This is a genomic window from Flavobacterium dankookense, from assembly GCF_004362665.1.
Lineage (GTDB): Bacteria > Bacteroidota > Bacteroidia > Flavobacteriales > Flavobacteriaceae > Flavobacterium > Flavobacterium dankookense.
The window spans coordinates 385,210-407,330 of sequence record NZ_SNXR01000013.1; the positions used below are offsets into that span (position 1 = coordinate 385,210).

The window sequence follows — 22,121 nt, forward strand, 5'->3', positions numbered from 1 at the left end:
CCCTAATTGAAAGATTAGGGATTTTTTATTTATGATTTCTTTGCTATCGCTTCTTCATAACGTTCGCCAACTTTTTTCCAGTTAATTACTTTAAAAAAAGCTTCAATATAGCGTTTACGTTTGTACTGATAATCTAGATAATAAGCATGTTCCCAAACATCCAAACATAAAATTGGCGTTCCAGGAACTGTTTGTTTTGGCATCAACGGATTGTCTTGATTCGGTGTGCTAGTTACTTGTAATTTTCCTGTTTTATCAACAACTAACCATGCCCAACCTGAACCAAATTGTTTTTCGGCAGCATCTGAAAATAGTGTTTTGAAGTTTTCAAAATCTCCAAAATCTTTTGTAATTGCTGCTGCTAAAGTGTCTTTTGGTTGTCCGCCAGCTTTTGGAGCCATACTTTCAAAAAACAACCCATGATTATAAAAACCACCGGCATTATTTCGTAAATCAGCATTGTTTAAATCTAGTTTTTTCAGTATATCTTCAATAGCTAAATCGGTTAGCGTTGCATCTGCAGTAACCAATTTGTTTAGGTTGTTAGTATAGGTTAAATAATGTTTAGAATAATGCATTTCCATTGCTAAAATGCTTATACTTGGTGCTAACTCATTGTATTTGTATGGTAATTTTATCAAATCAAATGGTCCATCTTCAGCATTTACATCGTCAGGTTGTCCAATAGTAATTTTTTCTTCGGCTGACGGTAAAGGAACTTCAACAACTTCGGTTAGCTTTTTTCGGTTACATGATGGTAAAGTAAAACACAGCGAAAGTGAAACTACCACTAGAAAAATCTTTTTCATTTAAAGGAAATTTTAAATTATTTTTTTGATAACGATAGTATGGCTTCGATATATAATTCTTTTGCTTCCTCAACGGATAAATGGCTGATTTGCATCCAAGCGTTAGTTTTAAAAGCATTTCTTAAATCGAAACTTGAAGAGTTATTTGGTTCAATTGTTCCGAATGTAGCTTGTTTGTAATAGGCATACAATCGCAATTGAACATCTTGTGGCAAAGACGCTTGTGTCATTTTTGAAGCTATTTCGACAGCTTCCTGAAATCGAGTTTCTAAATCTTTCTCTGCCATGAGTTATATTGTTAAGCTAATCTGACCGTTTCTTTATTTAAAAAAATATCCTAAAGATAAGCTAATACAAGAATTTTTGTAATCTCTATCTTCAAATAGTTCTGTTAACCCATAACCATATCTACCTTGAATGAAAATTCCTTTTTCAAATTCATATGATAATCCAGCATTTAAACTCATGTCAAAACTGGGAACATCATCTATTTCAAAAGTTTCACCGTTAAGTTTTGCTTTTTGTTCTAACAAAAATCCAAATTCTGGTCCCAATTCAAAATTGAATTTTCGTGTGATATGAACTTTAAGTAAAATAGGTAAATTAATATATGTAAGTTTAATTTCGGGATTGTTTGGAGTTAAAGGAAAAAGATAAGTTCCACCTTTAGAGTTTAAATTGAATTCACCTTGTAATCCAAATGTTTTATTCAAATCCATTTTAGCAATACCACCAATATTTAAACCTAAAAAATCTGAGTTTGTTCCATTATCGGTTCTAAAACCAGTAAAATTTAAACCAGCTTTTATACCATAAGTTAAGTTATTCTGTGAAAATACTGAATATGAAACAAACAAAAATGTGATTAGTAGAGAGATCTTTTTCATTTTTTATAATGTTAAATAGCTACCGTTATATTGTCCAGAAATAGTTTGTCCGTTAGTTTTTGTAAATGAAAAACTGAAGTTTACAGTTGTTGTGGTTATACTATTAATGGTAATATTTATGTTGGTTGCTTGTAATTCTATATTATTATCTGATAAAATTTCAATTCCACCATCAATATTTCCATTAATTCTGTTTGCATTTATTGTTGCATTATAATCTAAAATATTAGTATAAGTTGTCTCCTCAACATTAACAGCATTAAAATCAAAATAAAGTGAAGCAATGTTACTCAAATCATTTTCGCTACTTATTTCTGAAACAGTTTTGTTGACTAAACTAAAACTAATATCACTAGGATTATTATCAGCGGTGTTTTCATCAATAATAAAAACGGTTTTTACTTCATAAAACGTTCCATTAAAAGTAAAACCATTTTGATTTGAATTTCCAGAATTTTCGTCTGAACTACACGATAAAATTAAAGTTGAAAATAATAGAAATACAATTTTTTTCATAAAGTTTGGTTTAAAAATTATTTTACTCTTTTATTGCAATAATGGTTTTTCCACCAACTGCTTTGTCATTCAATTTTACAGCTATTTTTGTTCCAAGTGGCAAATATAAATCAACTCTTGAACCAAATTTTATAAATCCAGCGTCTTCTCCTTGAATTACTTGCGTTCCTTCTTCGGCATAGTTGATAATTCTTTTGGCTAATGCACCTGCTATTTGTCGGTATAAAATTTCCCCAAAAGTTTTATTTTCAACAACAATGGTAGTTCTTTCATTTTCAGTACTTGCTTTTGGATGCCAAGCAACTAAATATTTTCCAGGATGGTATTTGCTAAAATTTATTTTTCCGCTGATGGCATAACGTGTAACATGCACATTGATTGGCGACATAAATATTGATACTTGTAAACGTTTGTCTTTGAAATATTCTGCTTCAAAAACTTCTTCAATCACTACAACTTTACCGTCAACTGGAGCAATAATATGATTTTCATTCAAGGAAACTATCCTTTTTGGATTTCTGAAAAATTGCAAAATCATTACAAAAAAGAAAAGAACAACTAATTGCAAAGCCATTTTTAGCCAAGAAATATCGATGAATTTATCGATTAAAATTATAGCAGCTATGAAACTTACTAACGAAATGAAAATGATTTTATAACCTTCTTTATGAAACATAAAATAAAATTTGGTAAAACAAATATACAATTGGTGCTACAAATATAATACTATCTAATCTATCTAAAACACCTCCATGACCTGGCATTATATTTCCACTGTCTTTTACATTGGCAATTCGCTTGAATTTAGATTCTACTAAATCACCTAATGTTCCGAAAACAGAAGCTAGAATGGCTATAGAAACCCAATGAAAATAAGATTGCAGCATTAAATATTTTGCTAAAATAAATCCTGTAATTATTGAAAAAATAAATCCGCCAATAAATCCTTCAATTGTTTTTTTCGGCGAAACTTTTTCAAATAATTTATGCTTTCCAAATGTTTTTCCAACAAGAAAAGCAAACGTATCATTAACCCAAATTAAAATGAAAACACATATAATTATTTTTGGATTGTAATTATTTTCTACAAATGGTAATTTAGTAATTAGAATAAAAGGAAGTGCAATATAACCAATTAAATAAACGTATTTTGAAAGCGAGTCAATCGGTCTGTTTTTTTTGTCAAAAAGAAAAACAACAGCTTTTAATGTTACTAATAAAGTTGCCAATAAAACCAAAATATCATTGGTTTTATTGGTATAGGATAAATTAAAAAGAATAAAAAGTACAACAGAGAAAATTAATGGGATTGTACTTTTTAATGAAACAAGTTTGCAAAATTCAATGACTGCTAGAAGTAATAGTAGTCCAAAAAACAGCAAAAAACTGTTAGATGAGTACATTGTTGCTGAAACTAACAGTAAAATATATACTGCTCCCGAAATAGCTCTTGTGAGAGTTGAATTCATGCTATAAATCTTCTAAAAGCAATAAGTACAAGTTCTTAGCTGAACTTCCATACTGAAGAAAATCTTCTTCTTTTGCTTTTTCGAAATATTTTATGGTAGTAATATTTGTTGGATATTCTTTGTCATATTTCTTTTTGATAACTCTAAGACCATCGCTTTTGTTTTCAAGAATTTGACTTGTAGTAGCAAGAATAATAATATTGTTTGGTAAATCGTTTGGCTTGTGTTGTTTTATTTGATTGGATGAAAATAAAACTGAACCTTCATCAGCAATAAGATTTTCACAACTTGCAAATAAAAATTTTGGATCGGTCGGATTATCAAAATTTAATTTATTTTCTTCCAACATCGAAAATAATTTTTTCTCAAAACACATTGCATCACACTCAAACCAGTCGTTTTCTTCTAAAATATTCAAAAATTGTTCTTTAACCTCATTTAAGTTTTCACAATAGATGAATTTTCCACCATTTTTTTTAAAATTATAGGTAAACTTCTCATCTACAGGAAGTAGTGAGAAACTAGATGGAGTATTATTGAACTCACTCTGATTTTCTTCATTTGAGGCATCATTGCTGTTGCCAAATATTTTTCTAAAAAGACTCATAGGTAGTGTTAAATCTTGCAATAGTTTTTGGAATCCATCAAAGATAAAAAAATCTTAATTCAAAAGCTGTTTTTGAATTAAGATTTTAATAAAATGTTAAATTTTTATTTTGCTATTCTCTTACGACTTCATCTTCTGATACATCAAAAGGTCTTTTTCCGAAAATAGTTTCTAAATCGTCTCTAAAGATAACTTCTTTTTCTATCAGAATATCAGCAAGTTGTGTTAACTTGTCTTTGTTATCAGTCAGTATTTGTATGGCTCTTTGGTATTCTGTCTCAATTAAGTTATTAATTTCCTGATCGATAACTTGAGCTGTTTCTTCTGAATATGGTTTTGAAAAATTATATTCACTTTGACCTGAAGAGTCATAATAAGTGATATTTCCAAGTTTTTCGTTTAGTCCATAAATGGTAACCATCGCACGAGCTTGTTTGGTTACTTTTTCTAAATCGCTTAAAGCGCCAGTAGAAATTTTATTGAAAACTACTTTTTCTGCAGCTCTTCCGCCCATTGTAGCACACATTTCGTCCAACATTTGTTCTGGACGAACAATTAGTCGTTCTTCTGGCAAATACCATGCAGCACCAAGACTTTGACCTCTTGGAACTATAGTAACTTTTACTAACGGTGCAGCGTGTTCTAGCATCCAACTTACGGTTGCATGTCCAGCTTCGTGAACAGCAATCGCTCGCTTTTCATCTGGAGTTACAATTTTATTTTTCTTTTCTAAACCACCAACAATTCTGTCAACGGCATCTAAAAAGTCTTGTTTGTCAACCGCTTTTTTGTTATTTCTAGCCGCGATTAAAGCAGCTTCATTACAAACATTAGCAATGTCAGCTCCCGAAAAACCTGGAGTTTGTTTTGCCAAGAAATCAACGTCTAAACCGTCAACTTTTTTCAATGGTTTTAAGTGAACTTCGAATATTTCTTTACGTTCTTTGATGTCTGGTAAATCAACATAAATTTGTCTATCAAAACGACCTGCACGCATCAATGCTTTATCTAAAACATCTGCTCTGTTGGTTGCTGCTAAAACAATTACATGTGTGTCAGTTCCGAAACCGTCCATTTCGGTTAATAATTGATTTAAAGTATTTTCACGTTCATCGTTACCGCCTGAAAAATTATTTTTTCCTCTTGCACGACCAACAGCATCAATTTCATCAATAAAAATAATTGCTGGAGATTTGTCTTTGGCTTGTTTGAACAAATCGCGAACTCTTGAAGCTCCAACACCTACGAACATTTCAACAAAATCAGAACCGGATAATGAGAAAAATGGAACTTTAGCTTCGCCTGCAACAGCTTTGGCTAACAAAGTTTTTCCTGTTCCTGGTGGACCAACGAGTAATGCGCCTTTTGGAATTTTACCTCCTAAAACAGTATATTTTTCTGGATTTTTAAGAAATTCTACAATTTCTTGTACTTCTTCTTTTGCGCCTTCAAGACCAGCTACGTCTTTAAAAGTTGTTTTTACTTCTGATTTTTCGTCAAAAAGTTTTGCTTTTGATTTTCCAATATTGAACAATTGTCCACCGCCACCGCCAGCTCCGCCACCAGACATTCTTCTCATAATGAATATCCAAAGCCCAATGATGACAATGATTGGCAATAAACTAAAGAATATTTCGGACCAATTGCTTTTTGGTTTGAAGTCAAAATCTTTTAACTTTTTGTCAGCAACTGCTTGTTCTAGTTTCTTTTGAAAAATTTCATCATTTCCAATATCAAAACTATAATGCGGACCTTTATTCACTCTTCCTAATAAATCCACAGCAATGGTTTTGTGTGATTTGTCTTTGAGTGCTTTTGCAGTTAGATAAACTTCGGCTTCCGTTTTATTAAAGATTACTACTTTTTCAACTTGACCTTTTTCTAAGTATTCATTAAATTTTGAAGAAGAAAGTTTACCTACTTCTTGAAAATTTGAACCACTGAAAACATTCAGCAGTAGGAATATCACAATTAATATCCCATAAATCCAATATGGACTTAATTTAAAATTATTTGGTTTCTTTTCGCTAGCCATTTTTTGCTTTCGTATTTTTTAATAATTGGTTTGTATGGTTGTAATTTTGGCATCACCCCAAAGTCCTTCAATATTGTAAAATTCACGAATTTGTTTCTGAAAAACATGAACAACAATGTTCACATAATCCATTAAAACCCATTCGCCGTTGTCAGTTCCTTCAACATGCCAAGGTTTATCTTTTAATTCTTTTGAAACTAATTTTTGGATGGAGTTAACAATCGCGTTAACTTGAGTATTTGAATTTCCGTTGCAGATGATAAAATAATCACAAACTGCTGTATCTATTTCTCTTAAGTCTAAGATTTCAATATCGTTTCCTTTAACTTCTTCTATTCCTTTAATGATGTTTGCCAATAGCACATCTGTTTGAGCCGCTTTCTTCGCCATGTATAAAATTTCTATGTTTTGCAAAGGTATTATATTTTGTACTTATTTTTGCCTAAGCAAGTACTAAAATTATACTAATTTATACCTTAATTACATTGCAAATAATCAAACTCAGTGCCATAGATTCTACAAACGACTATTTGAAGCAGTTGTCAAGAGAAAAAAAGCTCGATAATTTTACTATTGTTGTTGCTAATGAGCAAACAAAAGGTCGCGGACAAATGGGTTCGAAATGGATGAGTGAAGCTGGTAAAAACTTGACATTTAGTGCATTGGTTAAAAATGTAATGATATCCAATGAAAGACTATTTGACTGGAATATTGTCGTAGCATTAGCAGTTTTAGAAGTTTTAGAAATGCATGAAATTCAAAAGGTTTCCATCAAATGGCCTAACGACATTATGGCAGATTCTAAAAAAGTTGGTGGCATATTAATTGAAAATGTGCTAAAAAACGGCGAAAGCTTCGATTCAGTTGTTGGAATTGGGTTAAACCTAAATCAAACCAATTTTGAGCATTTACCAAAAGCGACTTCTTTGAAAAGTTTGACAGGCAAAGAGTATGATATTTTTGAAACTGCAGAAGAAATTGCTAAAAAAATTCAAGAAAAATTCCAGCAGTTGGATGAGTTAATGCCAGTCTTTAGGAACAAATACCACGAAAAACTATTTAAAAAAGACAAACCTTTAGCTTTTGAAGACAGTAAAAACAATCGTTTTATGGGAATTATTCAAGGCGTTACTCATGATGGAAAGTTGCAAGTAATGCTTGAAGACGATTCAATTAGTTTTTTTAACATCAAAGAAATTCAAATGTTGTTTTAAGTAAATAACCCTTTCAATGGTAGATTAGTAATGCCAATTTGATTTGGATTAAATTGCATTTTATTTTGCAATAGCGTAGCATAAACAGAACGAAAATCAATATTATATTTCAAATCACCATTGTCTAAATCGCTCAGATTTGGATTTTCGCCCAAAACTTTTCCATCATTCATTCCACCAATAATAAAAAGTGGTGCAGCAGTTCCGTGATCGGTTCCATTGCCATTGTCTTTAACTCTTCTTCCAAATTCTGAAAAGACAACGATGGTAACGTTTTGCAACAAATTCGCTTTTTTTAAATCGGAATAAAAACTAAAAACAGCATCGTTCAGTTCAGTTAAATTTCGCTGGTGAATAGCAAGTTGATTATCATGAGTATCATAACCATTTTGAGATGTGTAATATACTTTTGAATTCAAATTTCCTTTAATCAGTCTAGCAATCCATTCTAAATTGGCAGCTAATTTGGTTTTCGGGTAATTAATTTCGGAGGTAGATTTTGTCAAAGCTTTTTGAATTTCTTCTGAACCTTCCGTAACTGAATTGGCTATTTTTCGAACAAAATCTAATTGCGGATTGGAAGAAAGAGCAACTTCATCGTCGCCATTCTTTCTTATTTTAAATCGATTTGGATCTTTTACAGTAATGGCATTGGGTTCATTTCCTTTTAATGCCAAGTTGTCAATAGCGTCAAGATTAATTCCAGCTGTGGGTTGATTTTCATTGCATTGAATGTCTAAATAACGTCCAAGCCAACCTTCATTGAGGTATTCATTGCTTTTCGAACCCGTTTGCCATATTTCTTGACTGCGAAAATGCGAGCGATTGGGTTCTGGATAACCAACATTTTGAATGATGCTCAAATCGCCATTTTGTTGCATAGTGGCAAAATCTTTCAAAGCAGGATGAAATCCCATACCATTATTTTTGGACACAATTTCATTTTTTGACAAGGCTATTTTTGAACGAAAATCATAATACAAAGGATTGTCATAAGGAATAAAAGTGTTCAAGCCATCATTGCCACCATTTAATTGAATGAAAACCAAACATTGTTCACCGATAACCAAATTGGATTGGGTTCCAAAAGCATGAAGAAAACTAGGAAGCAATAAAGTTCCACCTGTAAATGTTCCTGTTAAGGTTAAAAAATTACGTCTATTCATAACTATATCAATTGAAATTCAGGTGTTTTTGTAATGGTGTTAAATAGTCGAAGTACTGCGTTTTTGGCACTTTCTGTCTTTGGATTAAAATCGTATTTCAAGAGCGTTTCTAATTCTTTTTGTAAGTTTTCATCTGTTTGAAACAGCAATCGATTAGTCAATTCAGCAATGATGGTTTTATTATTTCCGTTGGAATTAAAATCAATATTTACATTTATTAATGCGTTTTTATTTTCGGTAATCATTTCATTTTCATTGAATTGATTTCGTCTATTTAAACTTTTACCATTGCACAATAAATCGGCTACATTATTTCGTTGCAAATAAATTTGAGAAGTCAACCATTCTTTTCCACCATTCCATCCTTTTACATTAGGTTGATTAAATAAATCCATTCCTTGTTGCTTTAAGAAGAAAACAATGAGTCTTGGTTTGACATCTCTAATTTGCAACTCATCTAATAGTTGAAGAATATAAACTAGCGGATCTTTGATTTTACTTCCGGCGCTTTCTTTTGCATATTCTTCCGTAAAAATTTTTGTCAATAACGGTTTTATTTCAAAATTCACTTTCCGGAAACAGTCGCCATAATACTTTACTATCTCTTCTGATGGCGTATCATAAATAAACCATTTTAAAATCTTTCGAGTGATTAAATAGGGAACAGCTTTTTGTTCAAAAATGATATCGACTAATTCATCAGCTTTAAAATTTCCTGTTTTCCCGAAGTAAGTGATAGTGTCATTATTTTCAAAAAAACGTCTGTAAATGGCTTGGTCTTCACCAAGATGTAATCCTGCTAAACCTTTTGCGCCATTTTTAATATCATCTTCGGTATAATTTCCAATGCCAAGAGTGAAAAGTTCTAACAATTCTCGGCTTAAATTTTCATTGATTTTATCTCTACGGTTATCTACATTATCCAAATAACGAACCATAGCATTAGTTTGTATCGTTTTTTTAGTCAATGTTTTGAAGTTGCCAAAAGCTTCTTCTCGCAGCAATTTATTGTGTTGAAAAACCCAATGGTTTACTTTAACTTTTTGATAAGTTGAAACGAAATGATTGTGCCAAAAACAAGTCATTTTTTCTCGCAAAGGAAAGTCATCATTCATCATTTTTTCCAACCACCAATCTTTCATTTCATTCGAAACTTGAATTTCTTTTTTTAGTAATTCTTTCGTTTGGTCTGAGGTATTGTTTTTAATCTCTTTGCGTCTCGATTGCAATTCGGCTAAGCTTTTTGGACTATTATCAAGAAAATTGGGAATGTTTTTATCGACTTTTGTCATGAAAGATTTTTCCAAAAAGGCATTCAAACCTATTTTTTGAATGGTTTGACTTTGTTTTCCTGAAAATCCTAAGCGTAGCGACCAAAGCGTGTTTTTATCCATTTTTCTATTGGGTTGAATGTGTATTTGACTTTAAATAGTAGAAAAGGTTTAAAATCCTTTTTTACGAAAACGATTTAATTCAAAAAAATGTATCTTTGAGCACTATATTTTTTTACTATGTTAGCTACTGCAAACGATACAACACTAGAACTTTACTTTGAGCAATTCAGGAAAAATATCATCGGAATTAATCAAGAATTTCAATCACCTTTTGGAAACCAAAAAATAATCTACACCGATTGGACAGCCAGCGGAAGATTATACCGTCCAATTGAGGAAAAAATGATGAACGTTTTTGGACCATTTGTTGCCAACACTCATACGGAAACTACCATTTCTGGAACTGCAATGACAATGGCGTATCACGAAGCGAGAAAAATTATCAAACGACATGTAAATGCCAACGATGATGATGTTTTAATTACAGATGGAACTGGAATGACTGGAGTTGTCAACAAATTCCAACGAATTTTAGGACTTCGAATTCCTGAAAATCTAAAAGAATTTACCACTATTCCAAAAGAATTGCGACCAATTGTTCTAATTTCTCACATGGAACATCATTCTAATCAAACGTCTTGGCTAGAAACTATTGCCGATGTTGAAGTAATTCCGTGTGACGAAGAAGGATTATTTTGTTTAGAGAAATTTAAAATTACGTTAGAAAAATACAAAGACAGAAGTTTTAAAATTGCTTCCATCACTTCGTGCTCCAATGTAACTGGAATTCAAACACCATATCACGAAGTGGCAAAAATAATGCACGAAAACAACGGTGTATGCTTTGTTGACTTTGCTTGTTCTGGACCATATGTTGCTATTGATATGCATCCGGATGATGAAAGATATTTGGACGCTATTTTCTTTTCGCCACACAAATTTCTTGGCGGACCAGGAACTACAGGCGTTTTACTTTTTAATAAAAATTTATACAAAAATAATGTTCCCGATTGTCCAGGTGGCGGAACCGTGAGTTGGACCAATCCTTGGGGCGAACACAAATACATCGACAATATTGAAGATAGAGAAGATGGTGGAACACCAGGTTTTCTTCAAGTGATAAAAACGGCTTTGGCTATTCAATTGAAAGAAGAAATGGGCGTGGAAAATATTCAAAACCGCGAACACGAAATTGTTGACTATGTCTTCTCTAGATTGGAAAATATTTCAAATATCAAGATTTTAGCCAATCAACATAAAGATAGGCTAGGAGTAATCTCTTTTTACATTGATGATTTGCATTATAATCTTGGAGTAAAGATGTTGAACGACCGTTTTGGAATTCAAACTCGTGGCGGATGCAGTTGTGCTGGAACCTACGGACATTTTCTTTTGCATGTTGATCAAGAAACTTCCCATGATTTAGTGTGCCAAATTACTTCTGGTGATTTGATGAAAAAGCCAGGATGGATTAGAATGTCGATACATCCAACGACTACTAATGAAGAGATTGAATACGTTTGTAACAACATCATCGCTTTAGCAGAAAATCATAAAAATTGGGCTTCGGAGTATATTTATGATGGTAAAACCAATAATTTCCATCACAAAAACGATGCCTTATCAGAAAAAGAAATGGTTAAATCTTGGTTCAAATAATTTATGGAAAATACTATTATGCTTGCTGTAATCCTTGCTAATGTACTGATTAGTATCAAAGGATTTAATGATGAAATGTTTTTTAGAAAATACCAATTTCATGTAGGTAGTATTCGTTCAGGTGAACAAATTAGAATGTTAACTTCGGGTTTTCTTCATGCCGATTTACCTCATTTGGCGTTTAACATGATTACGCTTTATTTCTTTGCGCCAATTGTTATTCAAACATTAGGTAGTTTTTCATTTATTCTCATCTATCTAGGAAGTTTAGTTTTTGGAAGTTTATTGACAATGGTTTTTCATGGGAATGACTATAGTTACCGTGCCGTTGGTGCTTCAGGTGCAGTGACAGGAGTTTTATATTCTGCTATATTGATGTATCCCGATATGACTATTGGTATATTTGGAATAATCCCAATGCCAGCTTATATTTTCGGAATTCTATATCTTCTATATTCTATATATGGAATGAAATCCAGAACGGATAATATTGGTCATGCCGCTCATTTTGGTGGAGCCATTGGTGGCTATGTTATTACTTTGTTAAAAATGCCTTCGCTTTTACAGGATAATTTATTGATGGTGATTTTGTTAGCAGTTCCAATCATTATTTTGTTTGTAATGGCAAAAGCAGGCAAATTATAATTGGCACAACTTTTGAAAAGTAATAGTTAAATCAATAAAACATTTAGTATGAAAAAGACAGTATTAATTTTAGTAACATTATTTTCTATCATGACACAAGCACAAGAAAATAAACCACAAGTGCCACAAATTTCTGTAACTGGAGAAGGAAAAATTAAAGTTGTTCCAGACAGAGCTACTATTTCCGTTGGGGTTTTGAATACTGGTAAAGATTCCAAAGAAGTAAAAACGCTAAACGACGAAACCGTAGATAAAGTAATCAAGTTTTTAAAGAAAAGTGGCATTGCTGCTACCGATTATAAAACGGATAATGTAAGTCTTTATAAAAACTATGACTATGAAAAAAAGAAATACAACTTTCAAGCGAGCCAAAACATCAGCATTACATTGAAAGATATATCAAAATATGATGAAATCATGATGGGATTAAACGATGTTGGTGTAAATTCAATTCAAGGTGTGGAATTTAAATCGTCAAAAATGGAAGAGCATGAAAGAGAAGCGCGTAAAAAAGCAATGTTAAACGCAAAACAAAAAGCCGAGGATTATGTTTCTGTTTTAGGACAAAAAGTTGGCAAAGCACTTTTAATAACTGATAGCTCTCAAGTCTATTTTCCACAACCAATGTATAAAGGTGCAATGATGGCAATGGCTTCCGATGCAGAAAGCGCTCCAAGAGAAACATTAGCTATTGGCGAAATTGAAATCAATGCTACTGTAACTGTTAGCTTTGTTTTAGATTAAAAAACAAAACTAGTTTAAAATAAAAAGTCTCCAAATTGGAGACTTTTTTATTGTTATATTATTTTGCAGTTTCAGGTGTGCTAGCTGCAGGAGTAACAGGTGTTCCACATACGTGTCCTGGTTGTCCATGTGGAGGATTTGTTCCAGCAGTAGTAGGATTTAATAAAGCTGGTGTTCCTGCAGTAGTTGTAGCTGTTCCAGCAGATTTTGCTTGTTGAGCAGCATTAGGTATAACTGTTTTTGTAAATGCAGGTTGACTTGGAGTAGCCGTTGCATTTGGTTTAGAATTTAATGGCGCTCCAACGGCAATATCACAACGATGACCTGCTTGACCATGTGGTGGATTCATTCCTGGTTTTGTAACTACTTGTTTTTGGTTGGCAACTTGCTGACCTGGTGTTATTGTTTGTGCAGGTTGCTGTTGGGTAACCGTTTGTGGGTTATTAGGTTGCACATAAGTAGATGTTGCAGGAATTGGCGCAACTCTTGGCAAAATGATTTGTTTGTTTGGATCTAAAGTTTTCGTTTCTTCTTCCTCTTTTTTACATGAGGTTAGTAAGGTCAAACTAATAAGTAGGAGTGAACCATATAAAGCATTAATTTTCATAGTTATCATTTTTAAAAAATCAAATATAACTTTATTAAATAAAAAAAGCACAGATTAACTGTGCTTTTTTTGTGGGGAGAGCAGGATTCGAACCTGCGAAGACGTAGTCAGCGGATTTACAGTCCGCCCTCGTTGGCCGCTTGAGTATCTCCCCAACGCTGTTGCGGTTGCAAATATAAAAACTGTTTTCTTATCAGCAAGAAAAATTACTTTTTATTTAATAGTTATTTTTTAATATTCTGAAAACGAATTATATAAAAAATCTCCTGAAAAGGAGATTTTGTTTTGTAAGTAATATAGAGAATATTATTTTGAGTTCAATAATTCTAATACCTTAGATTTTAGTTCTTTGCCTCTCAAATCTTTAGCAACAATTGTTCCTTTTGAGTCTAGGATATAAGTTGTTGGTATTTGTGTTATACCATATTGTTTAGCAATTGGATCATTGAACTCTTTTAAGTTTGATATTTGTGTCCAAGTTAAACCATCCTTAGCGATAGCTTCTTTCCATTTTGCAGCATCTTTATCAAGTGAAACTCCTATGATGTTTAATCCTTTAGTATGTAATTCGTTGTATAATGCAACAACATTTGGGTTTTCTGCTCTACATGGTCCACACCATGATGCCCAAAAATCAATTATAGTAACTTTACCTAAACTTGATTTTAGTGAAACTATTTTTCCTTGGGGATTTTTCGCGGAGAAATCTGGAGCTACTGCACCAACATTTATTCCAGAAGTTGTTGGAATAGCTTTGCTTGCATTTTTGATTTCTTTAATTTTTTCTGCTATTTTTTTTCCTACTTTGGTTTCTTTAAGTTTTTTATCTAAAGCATTAAATTTAATTTCTACATCTTCTATTTTGTGTTCTGGATTTCCAATCATTGATTGAATGATAAGCATACTGATATAAGATTTAGGGTGATCTTTAGGATAACCAAAAAGAAAATCAGTCATATTTTTTTGCAGTCCTTTATATTCTTTTCTCAATGAATTGATAGCTACAGTATCATTTTTCTCTTGAGCTTCTTTCATTTTTGCCATGTTTTTCATTTGAAAATCCATGATTTTTTTCTGAGATGATTTTTGAATTTCATTAGATTTTTGGTTGAAACTATAAAATTCATCATTACTGTATGTACCTCCAATTTTTGATTTAAAAATACTATCTTTATCCACCTCTACAGATATTTCACCCTCTTCAAGAATAAAAGCAACTTTACCATTTACTTTTTCAACTTGTAAAAAATACATTTCAGGCTCTGTTGAATTTCCTTTTATTTCAAATTTCCCATCGATTATTTTAACAGTGTCCACAGCTTTGGCTGACATTCCGTTTTCATCGGGTTTTTCTAAATATACTATACCGTTAGGTAATCCTTTTATAGTTCCTGTTATACTATATTCTCCCTCAGAAAGTGAGTTGCAGGAAACCGCAATTAATGTGATTGCTAATAATAAAATAATTTTTTTCATTTTTTTTAAATCGTTATTTTTTTCGTCTGCAAATGTATTTAATTTATACTGAAACAAAAGTGAAATTAAGGAAAGTTTATAGTATATTAAAAATAACAGTCTTTTTTAATTTAATTTTTTCTAACATAAAAAAATTACGTTTTTTCTTTACAAATGAACTATAAATGTGATTTTTAAGTTAATAAATGGCAAATATTCTTTTTATTCATTGCTAATAAATAAATTTGTTTACCAACTCAAACTACAATGTTAAAAAACACTATTTTCTTAGTGGCAATGTTAGCTACTTTTTTCTGCCAATCTCAAATTTTTATCAATGAATTAGACTCAGATACGCCATCTGTTGATGATAAGGAATTTATAGAATTAAAATCGATAACTCCAAATTTCCCCCTTGATGGCTATGTTTTAGTTTTATTTAATGGAACAGGTTCTCAAGCAAATTTAAGTTATTATGTAATTGATTTAGATGGGTTTGTTACAGATGTCAATGGGTTGTTTCTAATTGGAAATAGTTTTGTTTCTCCTGTTCCTGAAAAATTATTGCCTGAAAGTATTTTTCAAAATGGTTCAGATGGAGTTGGCTTATATCTAGGTTCTTCTTCGGATTTTCCAAATAATTCTTTAGCTACAATCACTAATTTAATTGACGCCATAGTTTATGGGACAAATGATCCAGATGCCACAGAATTAATGGCTTTGCTTGGAGTAACAATTCAACTAGATGAAAGTGCAAGTGGCGCAAGCACTGCCAATTCTATACAAAGAAAAAATGACGGAACATATGAGGCAAAAACTCCAACGCCAGGAGCAAATAACGATGGTAGCGGATTCATTTTTAATGGAATAACAATTTCTACATCAGCTTTCCAAGTTACAGAAGGCAATAATCTTCAAATTACCTTCACAGCTCAAACTCCCGTTGTAAGTGATGTCTTATTTACTTTTTCACTCAGTTCAGGATCGTTAGAAAATGCCGATTTTACGGGTTCGACAAATGTTATAATTCCTTCTGGTACAACTACTTTTTCAACAACTATAACTTTTGTTGATGATGTGTTAGACGAAGGTGATGAAGTCGCTATAATTAAATTTGGACTTTTGCCATCAGGATTTATCCGATTGAATGATTTTATCGAGATTAGAGTTGTTGATAATGATTTTACACAAGCAACATTTGGAACACCTTTAAATCCTACTTATGATTTTGTAGAAAGTACATCGCCAAATGGCTATTATTCTTCCCTTGAAGGTTTAGCAGGTGATGCTTTGAAGCAAGAACTCCAAAATATAATTGCCAATCCAGCCGTTGTTCGCGCTCATAATTATGGAGATATTGTTGATATTCTCAAAGTTGCCGATCAAAATCCTTTAAATAGTAACGAAGTTTGGTTAATGTATGTTGAAATTCCGAGGTCAAAATTAGATTATCAAACAGGAAGTATTGGAACTGGAAAATGGAACAGAGAACATATATATCCACAATCTCGTGGTGGTTTTGCTAATGCCACTGAGGAAACTCCAGATGGTATTAATGTTTGGTTACCAACAAGTGCTGATGATATTGCTGCAGGTCATGCCGATGCACATCATTTAAGAGCTGAGGATGGACCAGAAAATACCAACAGAAGCAACAAAGATTATGGTTTGACGGGTTATAATGGTAGAAATGGTAACCAAAGTTCTTGGAAAGGTGATGTTGCTAGAGCGATTTTCTATATGGCAGTTCGATATAATGGATTGGAAGTTGTCAATGGCGATTTACCCGATACGACTGTTGGACAAATAGGAGATTTAGCAACGTTACTTCAATGGAATCAAACCGATCCTTCTGACGATTTTGAAATGAATAGAAATAACTACATCTACACTTGGCAGTATAACAGGAATCCTTTTATTGATTATCCAAATTTAGCCGATTACATTTGGGGAAATAATGCAGGTCAGGCTTGGTCTTCATCACTTAGTACAAATCAAAATAATATTGATAAAATTGCTTTGCATCCAAATCCTTCGAATGGTAATTTTACAATTTCAGGAGTAAAATCGGATGCAGTAGTTACAATTTATAACATGCTTGGAGCCGAAGTATTTAAAACATCTTTTGATGGAACTTCTGAAATTGAAACTAATCTAACATCAGGAATTTATTTAGCAAAAATTACTTCGGAAGGAAATTCTGTTTCAAGAAAAATAATTATAAAATAAATTATTTATCACCATCAAACATAGCATCTGTCATAGTTTTTATCCCTTTGAATGCAAAATAAACGGATGTTATGCAAATTGTTATTCCAATACCTAAAACCAAGTAATGCCAATTGGTATGTTGGTTCATAAACGCGTTATAAATCACACTTGGACCAATAAACATTAGGGGTAAAGAACCCGCAAGAAATTTAACGCCTTTAGCTAGCTTGTCTTTATTGGTTGCCATTTTTTGATGTTTTATTTCTATGGTACAAAGCAAAGATAAAGCCTAAAGTCGTATGTATTCCAATTACAAACAAAAAAGAAAATATTTTTCTTAATCCGTAAGGATCATTGTTAAAATAACTAAGATTTGAACAAAAAATAATTGATGAATATATTCCACTTACAACTAAGTTGCTCAAAAAATATACAAACAAAAACTTCCATTTTCTTAAAAAATATATACTTGTTATCCATAAAATTGGTACAGAAATCAGTAATATGAAGAAAATAATGACTCCCATTAGTTATTATAACTCTCAACTGCTTTTCTAACGCTTCCAAATTCTTTCAACAATTCAGCCGCTTTTTCATAATCTACCGAAATTTCACTCATAATCATTTTCACACCACGATCGACTAATTTGTCGTTACTCAATTGCATATCGACCATTTTGTTGCCTTTTACTTTGCCAAGTTGTATCATCGTTGCAGTAGAAATCATATTCAAGACTAATTTTTGAGCGGTTCCAGCTTTCATTCGTGAACTTCCTGTAACGAATTCTGGACCAACAACAACGACTATTGGGAATTTTGCAGTCAAAGCCAATGGACTTCCTTCATTGCAAGTAATACAACCTGTGCTGATATTTTGCTCATTGCATTTTTCTAATCCACCAATAACATAAGGAGTTGTTCCCGAAGCAGCAATGCCAATCACAACGTCGTTAGCACCAATGTTTTCGTTTTGTAAATCAATCCAAGCTTGTTCGCGATTGTCTTCGGCATTTTCGACAGCGCGACGAATGGCTTTGTCGCCACCAGCGATAATTCCGTTTACTAAATCAAACGGAACTCCGAATGTTGGCGGACATTCCGAAGCATCAACAATGCCCAATCTTCCTGAAGTTCCAGCGCCAATGTAGAATAATCTGCCGCCAAGTTTTAGTTTTTCGACTACTTTGGTGACTAAGTTTTCAATTTGAGGTAATGCTTTTTCCACAGCAAGCGGAACCGTTTTGTCTTCGTTATTAATATTCGTCAATAAATCAATAACCGACATAGTTTCTAAACTGTCGTAATGCGATGATTGTTCAGTGGTTTTGGTGAAGTTCATTTTAAATTAGTTGTAATATATCAAAGTTACAAAGTTTTAATTCATCGTTTAAAAATTCTTATTGCCTTATTTTAAACAAAAACCGCCAACAAAATCCCTAAAATAATCATCGAAATTTTTGCAATATTAAATTTATGTCCTTCGCTGCTTTCAAAAATAATCGTAGACGAAATATGAAATAAAATTCCAATAACTACGGCTGTGATTTCGGTGTGATATTGCGTAATAAATGGTACATTATCGGAAACAAAAGTTCCTAAAGGTGTCATAAATGCAAAAGAAAGCATGAAGATAAACAACGCTGTTTTATTCAATTCAGCATTGATGAAAAATGTCGTTAAAATAATAGCAATAGGCAAGTGGTGAATAGCAATTCCGTAGGCTAAATCGTGATGATGACCAACTGGAAATCCTTCTAAAAAAGCATGAATACACAAACTGATGAACAACAACCAAGGCATTCGAGCTATTTTATCATGTCCGTGAACATGACCATGTTCCGCACCTTTGGAAAAAAATTCTAAAATAATTTGGAACAAAATCCCAACCATAATGAATATTCCAACACTATGGTTATGAGCTTCATAAACTTCGGGAAGTAAATGCATGACCGTAATGGACAATAAAAAAGAACCACTAAATGCTAATAAGAGTTTTAAATTTTTCTTCTTTTTCGGCTTCAGTAATAATGCAATTACGTATCCTAAAATAACTGATAATAAAGGAAGTAGGTAATTCATTTATTTGAATATCATGATTAAACGTTCACTCGTATTCTTGTGGAATTTCTTCAATTTGTAATCGCCAAAAGTATCTAGTAAATAAATTCCAGCTTCGTCCATCATTTTTTGGAAATCTTCGAGTGTAAAGGCTTTTACTTTTTCTTCAAAATGAAATGATTTCCCATCAGCTTCAAAATCAATTTGCTTGATAATAAATCCATCTAACACAAAACGTTTGATGTGAAAATCAATTTCGTCAACGGTCTTTATTTCTTCTGGAATTAAGTTTTCAAGAACAGTGTAAACATTCATAAAGTCAATTACAGCAAAACCATATTCGGATAAACTTTCTTTAATTGCAATTAAGGTTTGTAAATTATCTTCTTCATTTTCAAAATAGCCAAAACTGGTAAATAGATTGAAAATAGCATCAAATTTTTCTTCGTATGATTCACGCATGTCATGAACGACAAAATGCAAATTATCTCTTTCATTTTTCTTGGCTTCGTTGATACTGTTTTCAGATAAATCGGCACCAATTACATCAAAACCCAATTGGTTTAAATAGATTGAATGACGACCTTTTCCACAAGCTAAATCCAATACTTTGGCTTTTTCGGGCAAGTTTAAGTAATGCGTCAAATTATCCATGAAAACCTGAGCTTCACGGTAATTTCTGTCCTTATAAAGAATGTGATAGTATTTAGTATCAAACCAAGACTCATACCAAGTATTGGTTTCGTCTTTTGCGTTTTTAGTATCGGGTTTTATTGCTTCTGACATTTATTCTTTTCAAATGAATTCTCAACCGACAAATTTAGTGTATTTTTGCCAAAATTATCCCAAGTTTGGGATTTAGTTAATTATTGAAATTGCATTTGTCCCGACAGTTCGGGAGTGCAACTGAAATTGACATTGAAATTGATTTATGGAAAATTTTAAAATGGTGGCCAAAACCTTTTTTGGTTTTGAAGAAATATTAGCAAAAGAATTAAACCAATTAGGTGCTCAAGAAGTGGAAATTGGCACTCGAATGGTAAGTTTTAAAGGTGATAAAGGTTTTATGTACAAAGCCAATTTATCATTGCGTTCAGCACTTAAAATCTTGAAGCCAATTTATTATTTTCGTGCGACTAACGACCAAAATTTATACAAAGGAATTCAAGGAATTGATTGGAGTAACTACCTCAATGCAAATCAAACTTTTGTGATTGATACCACAATTCATTCGGATAATTTCAAGCATTCGCAGTTTGTTTCTCAAAAAGCAAAAGACGCCATTGTAGATCAATTTAGAGATAAAACTGGACAGCGACCAAGTATTGATAAGGATTTTCCAGACTTGAGAATAAATATTCATATTGATAGAGATCAATGTTCGGTTGCATTAGATACTTCTGGTGCTTCGTTGCATCATCGTGGTTATAGAACGGCAACTAATATAGCGCCAATTAACGAAGTTCTTGCCGCTGGCATGCTGTTGCTTTCGGGTTGGGATGGAAGTTCCGATTTTTTGGATCCAATGTGTGGTTCAGGAACTATTTTGGCGGAAGCCGCAATGATTGCGTGTAATATTCCTGCCAATATCAACAGAAAAGAATTTGCTTTTGAAAAATGGAACGATTGGGACAATGATTTGTTTGACCAAATTATTGATGCGTTGATGAAAAGAACAAAAGAATTTCATCATACAATCATAGGTTATGACAAAGCTCCAAGTGCCGTTCAAAAAGCAAAAGACAATATAATTAATGCCAATTTAGAGGATTATGTAACGATAAGTCAAGCTAATTTTTTCGATACTAAAAAAGAAAATGTTGGTCCATTGCACATGGTTTTCAATCCGCCTTATGGTGAACGTTTGGATATTGATTTAGAGCGATTTTATAGAGAATTGGGTGATACACTAAAAAACAATTATCCCAATACCAACGCTTGGTTTATTACTGCCAATTTAGAAGCATTGAAATTTGTTGGTCTTCGTCCTTCAAGAAAAATCAAGCTTTTCAACGGAAGTTTGGAAGCCCGATTAGTGAAATATGAAATGTATGAAGGTAGTAAAAAAGCGAAGTTTCAGCAAGAAAATTAGTTAAACATAAAGCCAACTGTAAACTTTGCAAAACCGTTTTGTACGCGCACATTGTTTCCTGTGTAATAATATGGATATTCATATAAAGAGGTTAATCCTTGGTAAATTCCAACTTCAAAAAACAACTTGTTAATGGTAAATCCTGTTCCTAAATTTATTCCAAAATCAATATTACTTTTTGCTTTTTGTTTATAATCACCAAATGATTTTTCATTGATTAAAAAACCAATTTGTGGCCCAGCAATTACATAGATTTTGTTCCAAAATTTAAAATCTAATGGAATGTTTATATAGGTTAGTTTTGTATCAATCTGATCAATTTCAAAAGGATTAATAACCACAATTTCTTGATCGGGATTGAAATTTGAGTTTGCTTTTGTCCTAGTTCTATCACCTTGTTGTGAGAAAATTAATTTTGGACGAAAAGCTACACTCGACGAAAGTTGTTTTTCATAAACTACTCCAAGTTGTAAACCAAAAGATTCCTCAGCGAGTACTTGTCCAAATCCATCGGTAAAATAGGAATAGTTGACACCAGTAAAAGCTCCAAATTTGTTTTGAGTAAAACTATTATTTGAAATAAATAATAAGATGATAAGTATCTTTTTCATTG

General features: G+C 32.3%; 24 protein-coding genes and 1 tRNA gene. 6 read left to right on the top strand and 19 right to left on the bottom strand.

Annotated elements, in window-relative coordinates; translation table 11 throughout:
- Positions 1-29 precede the first annotated feature (29 nt).
- The 9 genes from BC748_RS08295 to rsfS all read right to left on the bottom strand — a co-directional run bounded on the left by BC748_RS08295 (position 30) and on the right by rsfS (position 6,713).
- Positions 30-809 (bottom strand): superoxide dismutase, encoded by a 780-nt coding sequence (locus BC748_RS08295; protein ID WP_133533012.1) that lies wholly within the window; start codon positions 807-809, stop codon positions 30-32.
- Positions 810-826: 17 nt separating this feature from the next.
- Complete coding sequence (locus BC748_RS08300; RefSeq protein WP_133533013.1) at positions 827-1,096, bottom strand: acyl-CoA-binding protein; 270 nt, start codon at positions 1,094-1,096, stop codon at positions 827-829.
- A 33-nt stretch (positions 1,097-1,129) separates the two neighbouring features.
- Positions 1,130-1,696, bottom strand: coding sequence for a porin family protein (locus BC748_RS08305; protein ID WP_133533014.1), 567 nt, complete (start codon positions 1,694-1,696; stop codon positions 1,130-1,132).
- A 3-nt stretch (positions 1,697-1,699) separates the two neighbouring features.
- The gene (locus BC748_RS08310) at positions 1,700-2,212 is read right to left on the bottom strand and encodes a hypothetical protein (protein ID WP_133533015.1); all 513 of its coding nucleotides are present in this window, start codon (positions 2,210-2,212) and stop codon (positions 1,700-1,702) included.
- Positions 2,213-2,234: 22 nt separating this feature from the next.
- Positions 2,235-2,888 carry a phosphatidylserine decarboxylase family protein gene (locus BC748_RS08315; protein ID WP_133533016.1) on the bottom strand — a complete coding sequence of 218 codons (654 nt, stop codon included), beginning with the start codon at positions 2,886-2,888 and terminating at the stop codon, positions 2,235-2,237.
- Positions 2,878-3,681 (bottom strand): phosphatidate cytidylyltransferase, encoded by an 804-nt coding sequence (locus BC748_RS08320; RefSeq protein ID WP_133533017.1) that lies wholly within the window; start codon positions 3,679-3,681, stop codon positions 2,878-2,880. The genes BC748_RS08315 and BC748_RS08320 overlap by 11 nt, the downstream gene beginning before the upstream one ends.
- 1 nt (position 3,682) lies before the next feature.
- Positions 3,683-4,288, bottom strand: a complete 606-nt coding sequence (locus BC748_RS08325; protein ID WP_133533018.1) for an LUD domain-containing protein — start codon at positions 4,286-4,288, stop codon at positions 3,683-3,685.
- Between the two features lie 112 nt (positions 4,289-4,400).
- Positions 4,401-6,323, bottom strand: coding sequence for an ATP-dependent zinc metalloprotease FtsH (gene ftsH / locus BC748_RS08330; protein ID WP_133533019.1), 1,923 nt, complete (start codon positions 6,321-6,323; stop codon positions 4,401-4,403).
- An 18-nt stretch (positions 6,324-6,341) separates the two neighbouring features.
- Positions 6,342-6,713: a ribosome silencing factor gene (rsfS, locus tag BC748_RS08335; RefSeq protein WP_133533072.1), complete on the bottom strand. Its 372-nt coding sequence runs from the start codon at positions 6,711-6,713 to the stop codon at positions 6,342-6,344.
- Between the two features lie 95 nt (positions 6,714-6,808).
- Here rsfS and BC748_RS08340 point away from each other — a divergent pair, with 95 nt between their 5' ends.
- Positions 6,809-7,537, top strand: a complete 729-nt coding sequence (locus tag BC748_RS08340) for a biotin--[acetyl-CoA-carboxylase] ligase (protein ID WP_133533020.1) — start codon at positions 6,809-6,811, stop codon at positions 7,535-7,537.
- On the opposite strand, the gene BC748_RS08345 is transcribed toward BC748_RS08340, so the two are convergent.
- Both BC748_RS08345 and BC748_RS08350 read right to left on the bottom strand, forming a co-directional pair.
- The gene (locus BC748_RS08345; RefSeq protein ID WP_133533021.1) at positions 7,534-8,703 is read right to left on the bottom strand and encodes a DUF1501 domain-containing protein; all 1,170 of its coding nucleotides are present in this window, start codon (positions 8,701-8,703) and stop codon (positions 7,534-7,536) included. The genes BC748_RS08340 and BC748_RS08345 overlap by 4 nt on opposite strands.
- Before the next feature lie 2 nt (positions 8,704-8,705).
- Complete coding sequence (locus tag BC748_RS08350) at positions 8,706-10,097, bottom strand: DUF1800 domain-containing protein (RefSeq protein ID WP_133533022.1); 1,392 nt, start codon at positions 10,095-10,097, stop codon at positions 8,706-8,708.
- A gap of 117 nt (positions 10,098-10,214) precedes the next feature.
- Here BC748_RS08350 and BC748_RS08355 point away from each other — a divergent pair, with 117 nt between their 5' ends.
- The 3 genes from BC748_RS08355 to BC748_RS08365 are packed head-to-tail and all read left to right on the top strand — an operon-like array spanning position 10,215 to position 13,085.
- A complete protein-coding gene (locus BC748_RS08355; protein WP_133533023.1) occupies positions 10,215-11,696 on the top strand; it encodes an aminotransferase class V-fold PLP-dependent enzyme in 1,482 nt (493 codons plus the stop codon).
- 3 nt (positions 11,697-11,699) lie between these two features.
- Positions 11,700-12,341: a rhomboid family intramembrane serine protease gene (locus BC748_RS08360; protein WP_133533024.1), complete on the top strand. Its 642-nt coding sequence runs from the start codon at positions 11,700-11,702 to the stop codon at positions 12,339-12,341.
- A 48-nt stretch (positions 12,342-12,389) separates the two neighbouring features.
- Positions 12,390-13,085, top strand: coding sequence for an SIMPL domain-containing protein (locus tag BC748_RS08365; protein ID WP_133533025.1), 696 nt, complete (start codon positions 12,390-12,392; stop codon positions 13,083-13,085).
- Positions 13,086-13,143: 58 nt separating this feature from the next.
- On the opposite strand, the gene BC748_RS08370 is transcribed toward BC748_RS08365, so the two are convergent.
- The 3 genes from BC748_RS08370 to BC748_RS08380 all read right to left on the bottom strand — a co-directional run bounded on the left by BC748_RS08370 (position 13,144) and on the right by BC748_RS08380 (position 15,168).
- The gene (locus BC748_RS08370; protein WP_133533026.1) at positions 13,144-13,692 is read right to left on the bottom strand and encodes a hypothetical protein; all 549 of its coding nucleotides are present in this window, start codon (positions 13,690-13,692) and stop codon (positions 13,144-13,146) included.
- Between the two features lie 72 nt (positions 13,693-13,764).
- Positions 13,765-13,846 (bottom strand) — tRNA-Tyr (locus BC748_RS08375).
- Positions 13,847-13,998: 152 nt separating this feature from the next.
- Entirely contained in the window at positions 13,999-15,168 is a 1,170-nt protein-coding gene (locus tag BC748_RS08380; RefSeq protein ID WP_133533027.1) for a TlpA disulfide reductase family protein, read from the bottom strand.
- 246 nt (positions 15,169-15,414) lie between these two features.
- Between BC748_RS08380 and BC748_RS08385 the strand changes: the two genes are divergently transcribed.
- Complete coding sequence (locus BC748_RS08385; RefSeq protein WP_133533028.1) at positions 15,415-17,376, top strand: endonuclease; 1,962 nt, start codon at positions 15,415-15,417, stop codon at positions 17,374-17,376.
- Position 17,377: 1 nt separating this feature from the next.
- On the opposite strand, the gene BC748_RS08390 is transcribed toward BC748_RS08385, so the two are convergent.
- The 4 genes from BC748_RS08390 to BC748_RS08405 form a co-directional block, all read right to left on the bottom strand.
- Positions 17,378-17,605, bottom strand: coding sequence for a DUF6095 family protein (locus tag BC748_RS08390; protein ID WP_133533029.1), 228 nt, complete (start codon positions 17,603-17,605; stop codon positions 17,378-17,380).
- A gap of 279 nt (positions 17,606-17,884) precedes the next feature.
- Positions 17,885-18,697, bottom strand: coding sequence for an N-acetylmuramic acid 6-phosphate etherase (murQ, locus tag BC748_RS08395; protein WP_133533030.1), 813 nt, complete (start codon positions 18,695-18,697; stop codon positions 17,885-17,887).
- A 71-nt stretch (positions 18,698-18,768) separates the two neighbouring features.
- A complete protein-coding gene (locus BC748_RS08400) occupies positions 18,769-19,437 on the bottom strand; it encodes a ZIP family metal transporter (RefSeq protein ID WP_133533031.1) in 669 nt (222 codons plus the stop codon).
- Positions 19,438-20,202 (bottom strand): class I SAM-dependent methyltransferase, encoded by a 765-nt coding sequence (locus BC748_RS08405; protein ID WP_133533032.1) that lies wholly within the window; start codon positions 20,200-20,202, stop codon positions 19,438-19,440. It lies immediately after the preceding gene.
- A gap of 145 nt (positions 20,203-20,347) precedes the next feature.
- Between BC748_RS08405 and BC748_RS08410 the strand changes: the two genes are divergently transcribed.
- Complete coding sequence (locus BC748_RS08410) at positions 20,348-21,508, top strand: THUMP domain-containing class I SAM-dependent RNA methyltransferase (protein ID WP_133533033.1); 1,161 nt, start codon at positions 20,348-20,350, stop codon at positions 21,506-21,508.
- Here the strand turns inward: BC748_RS08410 and BC748_RS08415 are convergent.
- Positions 21,505-22,119, bottom strand: coding sequence for an outer membrane beta-barrel protein (locus BC748_RS08415; RefSeq protein WP_133533034.1), 615 nt, complete (start codon positions 22,117-22,119; stop codon positions 21,505-21,507). The genes BC748_RS08410 and BC748_RS08415 overlap by 4 nt on opposite strands.
- Between the last annotated feature and the right edge of the window lie 2 nt (positions 22,120-22,121).

Coding starts and splice junctions, on each gene's coding strand:
- rsfS (WP_133533072.1), bottom strand. CDS start 6,713: ATGGCGAAGAAAGCGGCTCAAACAGATGTGCTATTGGCAAACATCATT.
- BC748_RS08360 (WP_133533024.1), top strand. CDS start 11,700: ATGGAAAATACTATTATGCTTGCTGTAATCCTTGCTAATGTACTGATT.
- BC748_RS08405 (WP_133533032.1), bottom strand. CDS start 20,202: ATGTCAGAAGCAATAAAACCCGATACTAAAAACGCAAAAGACGAAACC.
- BC748_RS08305 (WP_133533014.1), bottom strand. CDS start 1,696: ATGAAAAAGATCTCTCTACTAATCACATTTTTGTTTGTTTCATATTCA.
- BC748_RS08400 (WP_133533031.1), bottom strand. CDS start 19,437: ATGAATTACCTACTTCCTTTATTATCAGTTATTTTAGGATACGTAATT.
- BC748_RS08380 (WP_133533027.1), bottom strand. CDS start 15,168: ATGAAAAAAATTATTTTATTATTAGCAATCACATTAATTGCGGTTTCC.
- BC748_RS08345 (WP_133533021.1), bottom strand. CDS start 8,703: ATGAATAGACGTAATTTTTTAACCTTAACAGGAACATTTACAGGTGGA.
- BC748_RS08415 (WP_133533034.1), bottom strand. CDS start 22,119: ATGAAAAAGATACTTATCATCTTATTATTTATTTCAAATAATAGTTTT.
- BC748_RS08370 (WP_133533026.1), bottom strand. CDS start 13,692: ATGAAAATTAATGCTTTATATGGTTCACTCCTACTTATTAGTTTGACC.
- BC748_RS08325 (WP_133533018.1), bottom strand. CDS start 4,288: ATGAGTCTTTTTAGAAAAATATTTGGCAACAGCAATGATGCCTCAAAT.
- BC748_RS08320 (WP_133533017.1), bottom strand. CDS start 3,681: ATGAATTCAACTCTCACAAGAGCTATTTCGGGAGCAGTATATATTTTA.
- murQ (WP_133533030.1), bottom strand. CDS start 18,697: ATGAACTTCACCAAAACCACTGAACAATCATCGCATTACGACAGTTTA.
- BC748_RS08355 (WP_133533023.1), top strand. CDS start 10,215: ATGTTAGCTACTGCAAACGATACAACACTAGAACTTTACTTTGAGCAA.
- BC748_RS08310 (WP_133533015.1), bottom strand. CDS start 2,212: ATGAAAAAAATTGTATTTCTATTATTTTCAACTTTAATTTTATCGTGT.
- BC748_RS08390 (WP_133533029.1), bottom strand. CDS start 17,605: ATGGCAACCAATAAAGACAAGCTAGCTAAAGGCGTTAAATTTCTTGCG.
- BC748_RS08300 (WP_133533013.1), bottom strand. CDS start 1,096: ATGGCAGAGAAAGATTTAGAAACTCGATTTCAGGAAGCTGTCGAAATA.
- BC748_RS08295 (WP_133533012.1), bottom strand. CDS start 809: ATGAAAAAGATTTTTCTAGTGGTAGTTTCACTTTCGCTGTGTTTTACT.
- BC748_RS08365 (WP_133533025.1), top strand. CDS start 12,390: ATGAAAAAGACAGTATTAATTTTAGTAACATTATTTTCTATCATGACA.
- BC748_RS08410 (WP_133533033.1), top strand. CDS start 20,348: ATGGAAAATTTTAAAATGGTGGCCAAAACCTTTTTTGGTTTTGAAGAA.
- BC748_RS08385 (WP_133533028.1), top strand. CDS start 15,415: ATGTTAAAAAACACTATTTTCTTAGTGGCAATGTTAGCTACTTTTTTC.
- BC748_RS08350 (WP_133533022.1), bottom strand. CDS start 10,097: ATGGATAAAAACACGCTTTGGTCGCTACGCTTAGGATTTTCAGGAAAA.
- BC748_RS08315 (WP_133533016.1), bottom strand. CDS start 2,888: ATGTTTCATAAAGAAGGTTATAAAATCATTTTCATTTCGTTAGTAAGT.
- ftsH (WP_133533019.1), bottom strand. CDS start 6,323: ATGGCTAGCGAAAAGAAACCAAATAATTTTAAATTAAGTCCATATTGG.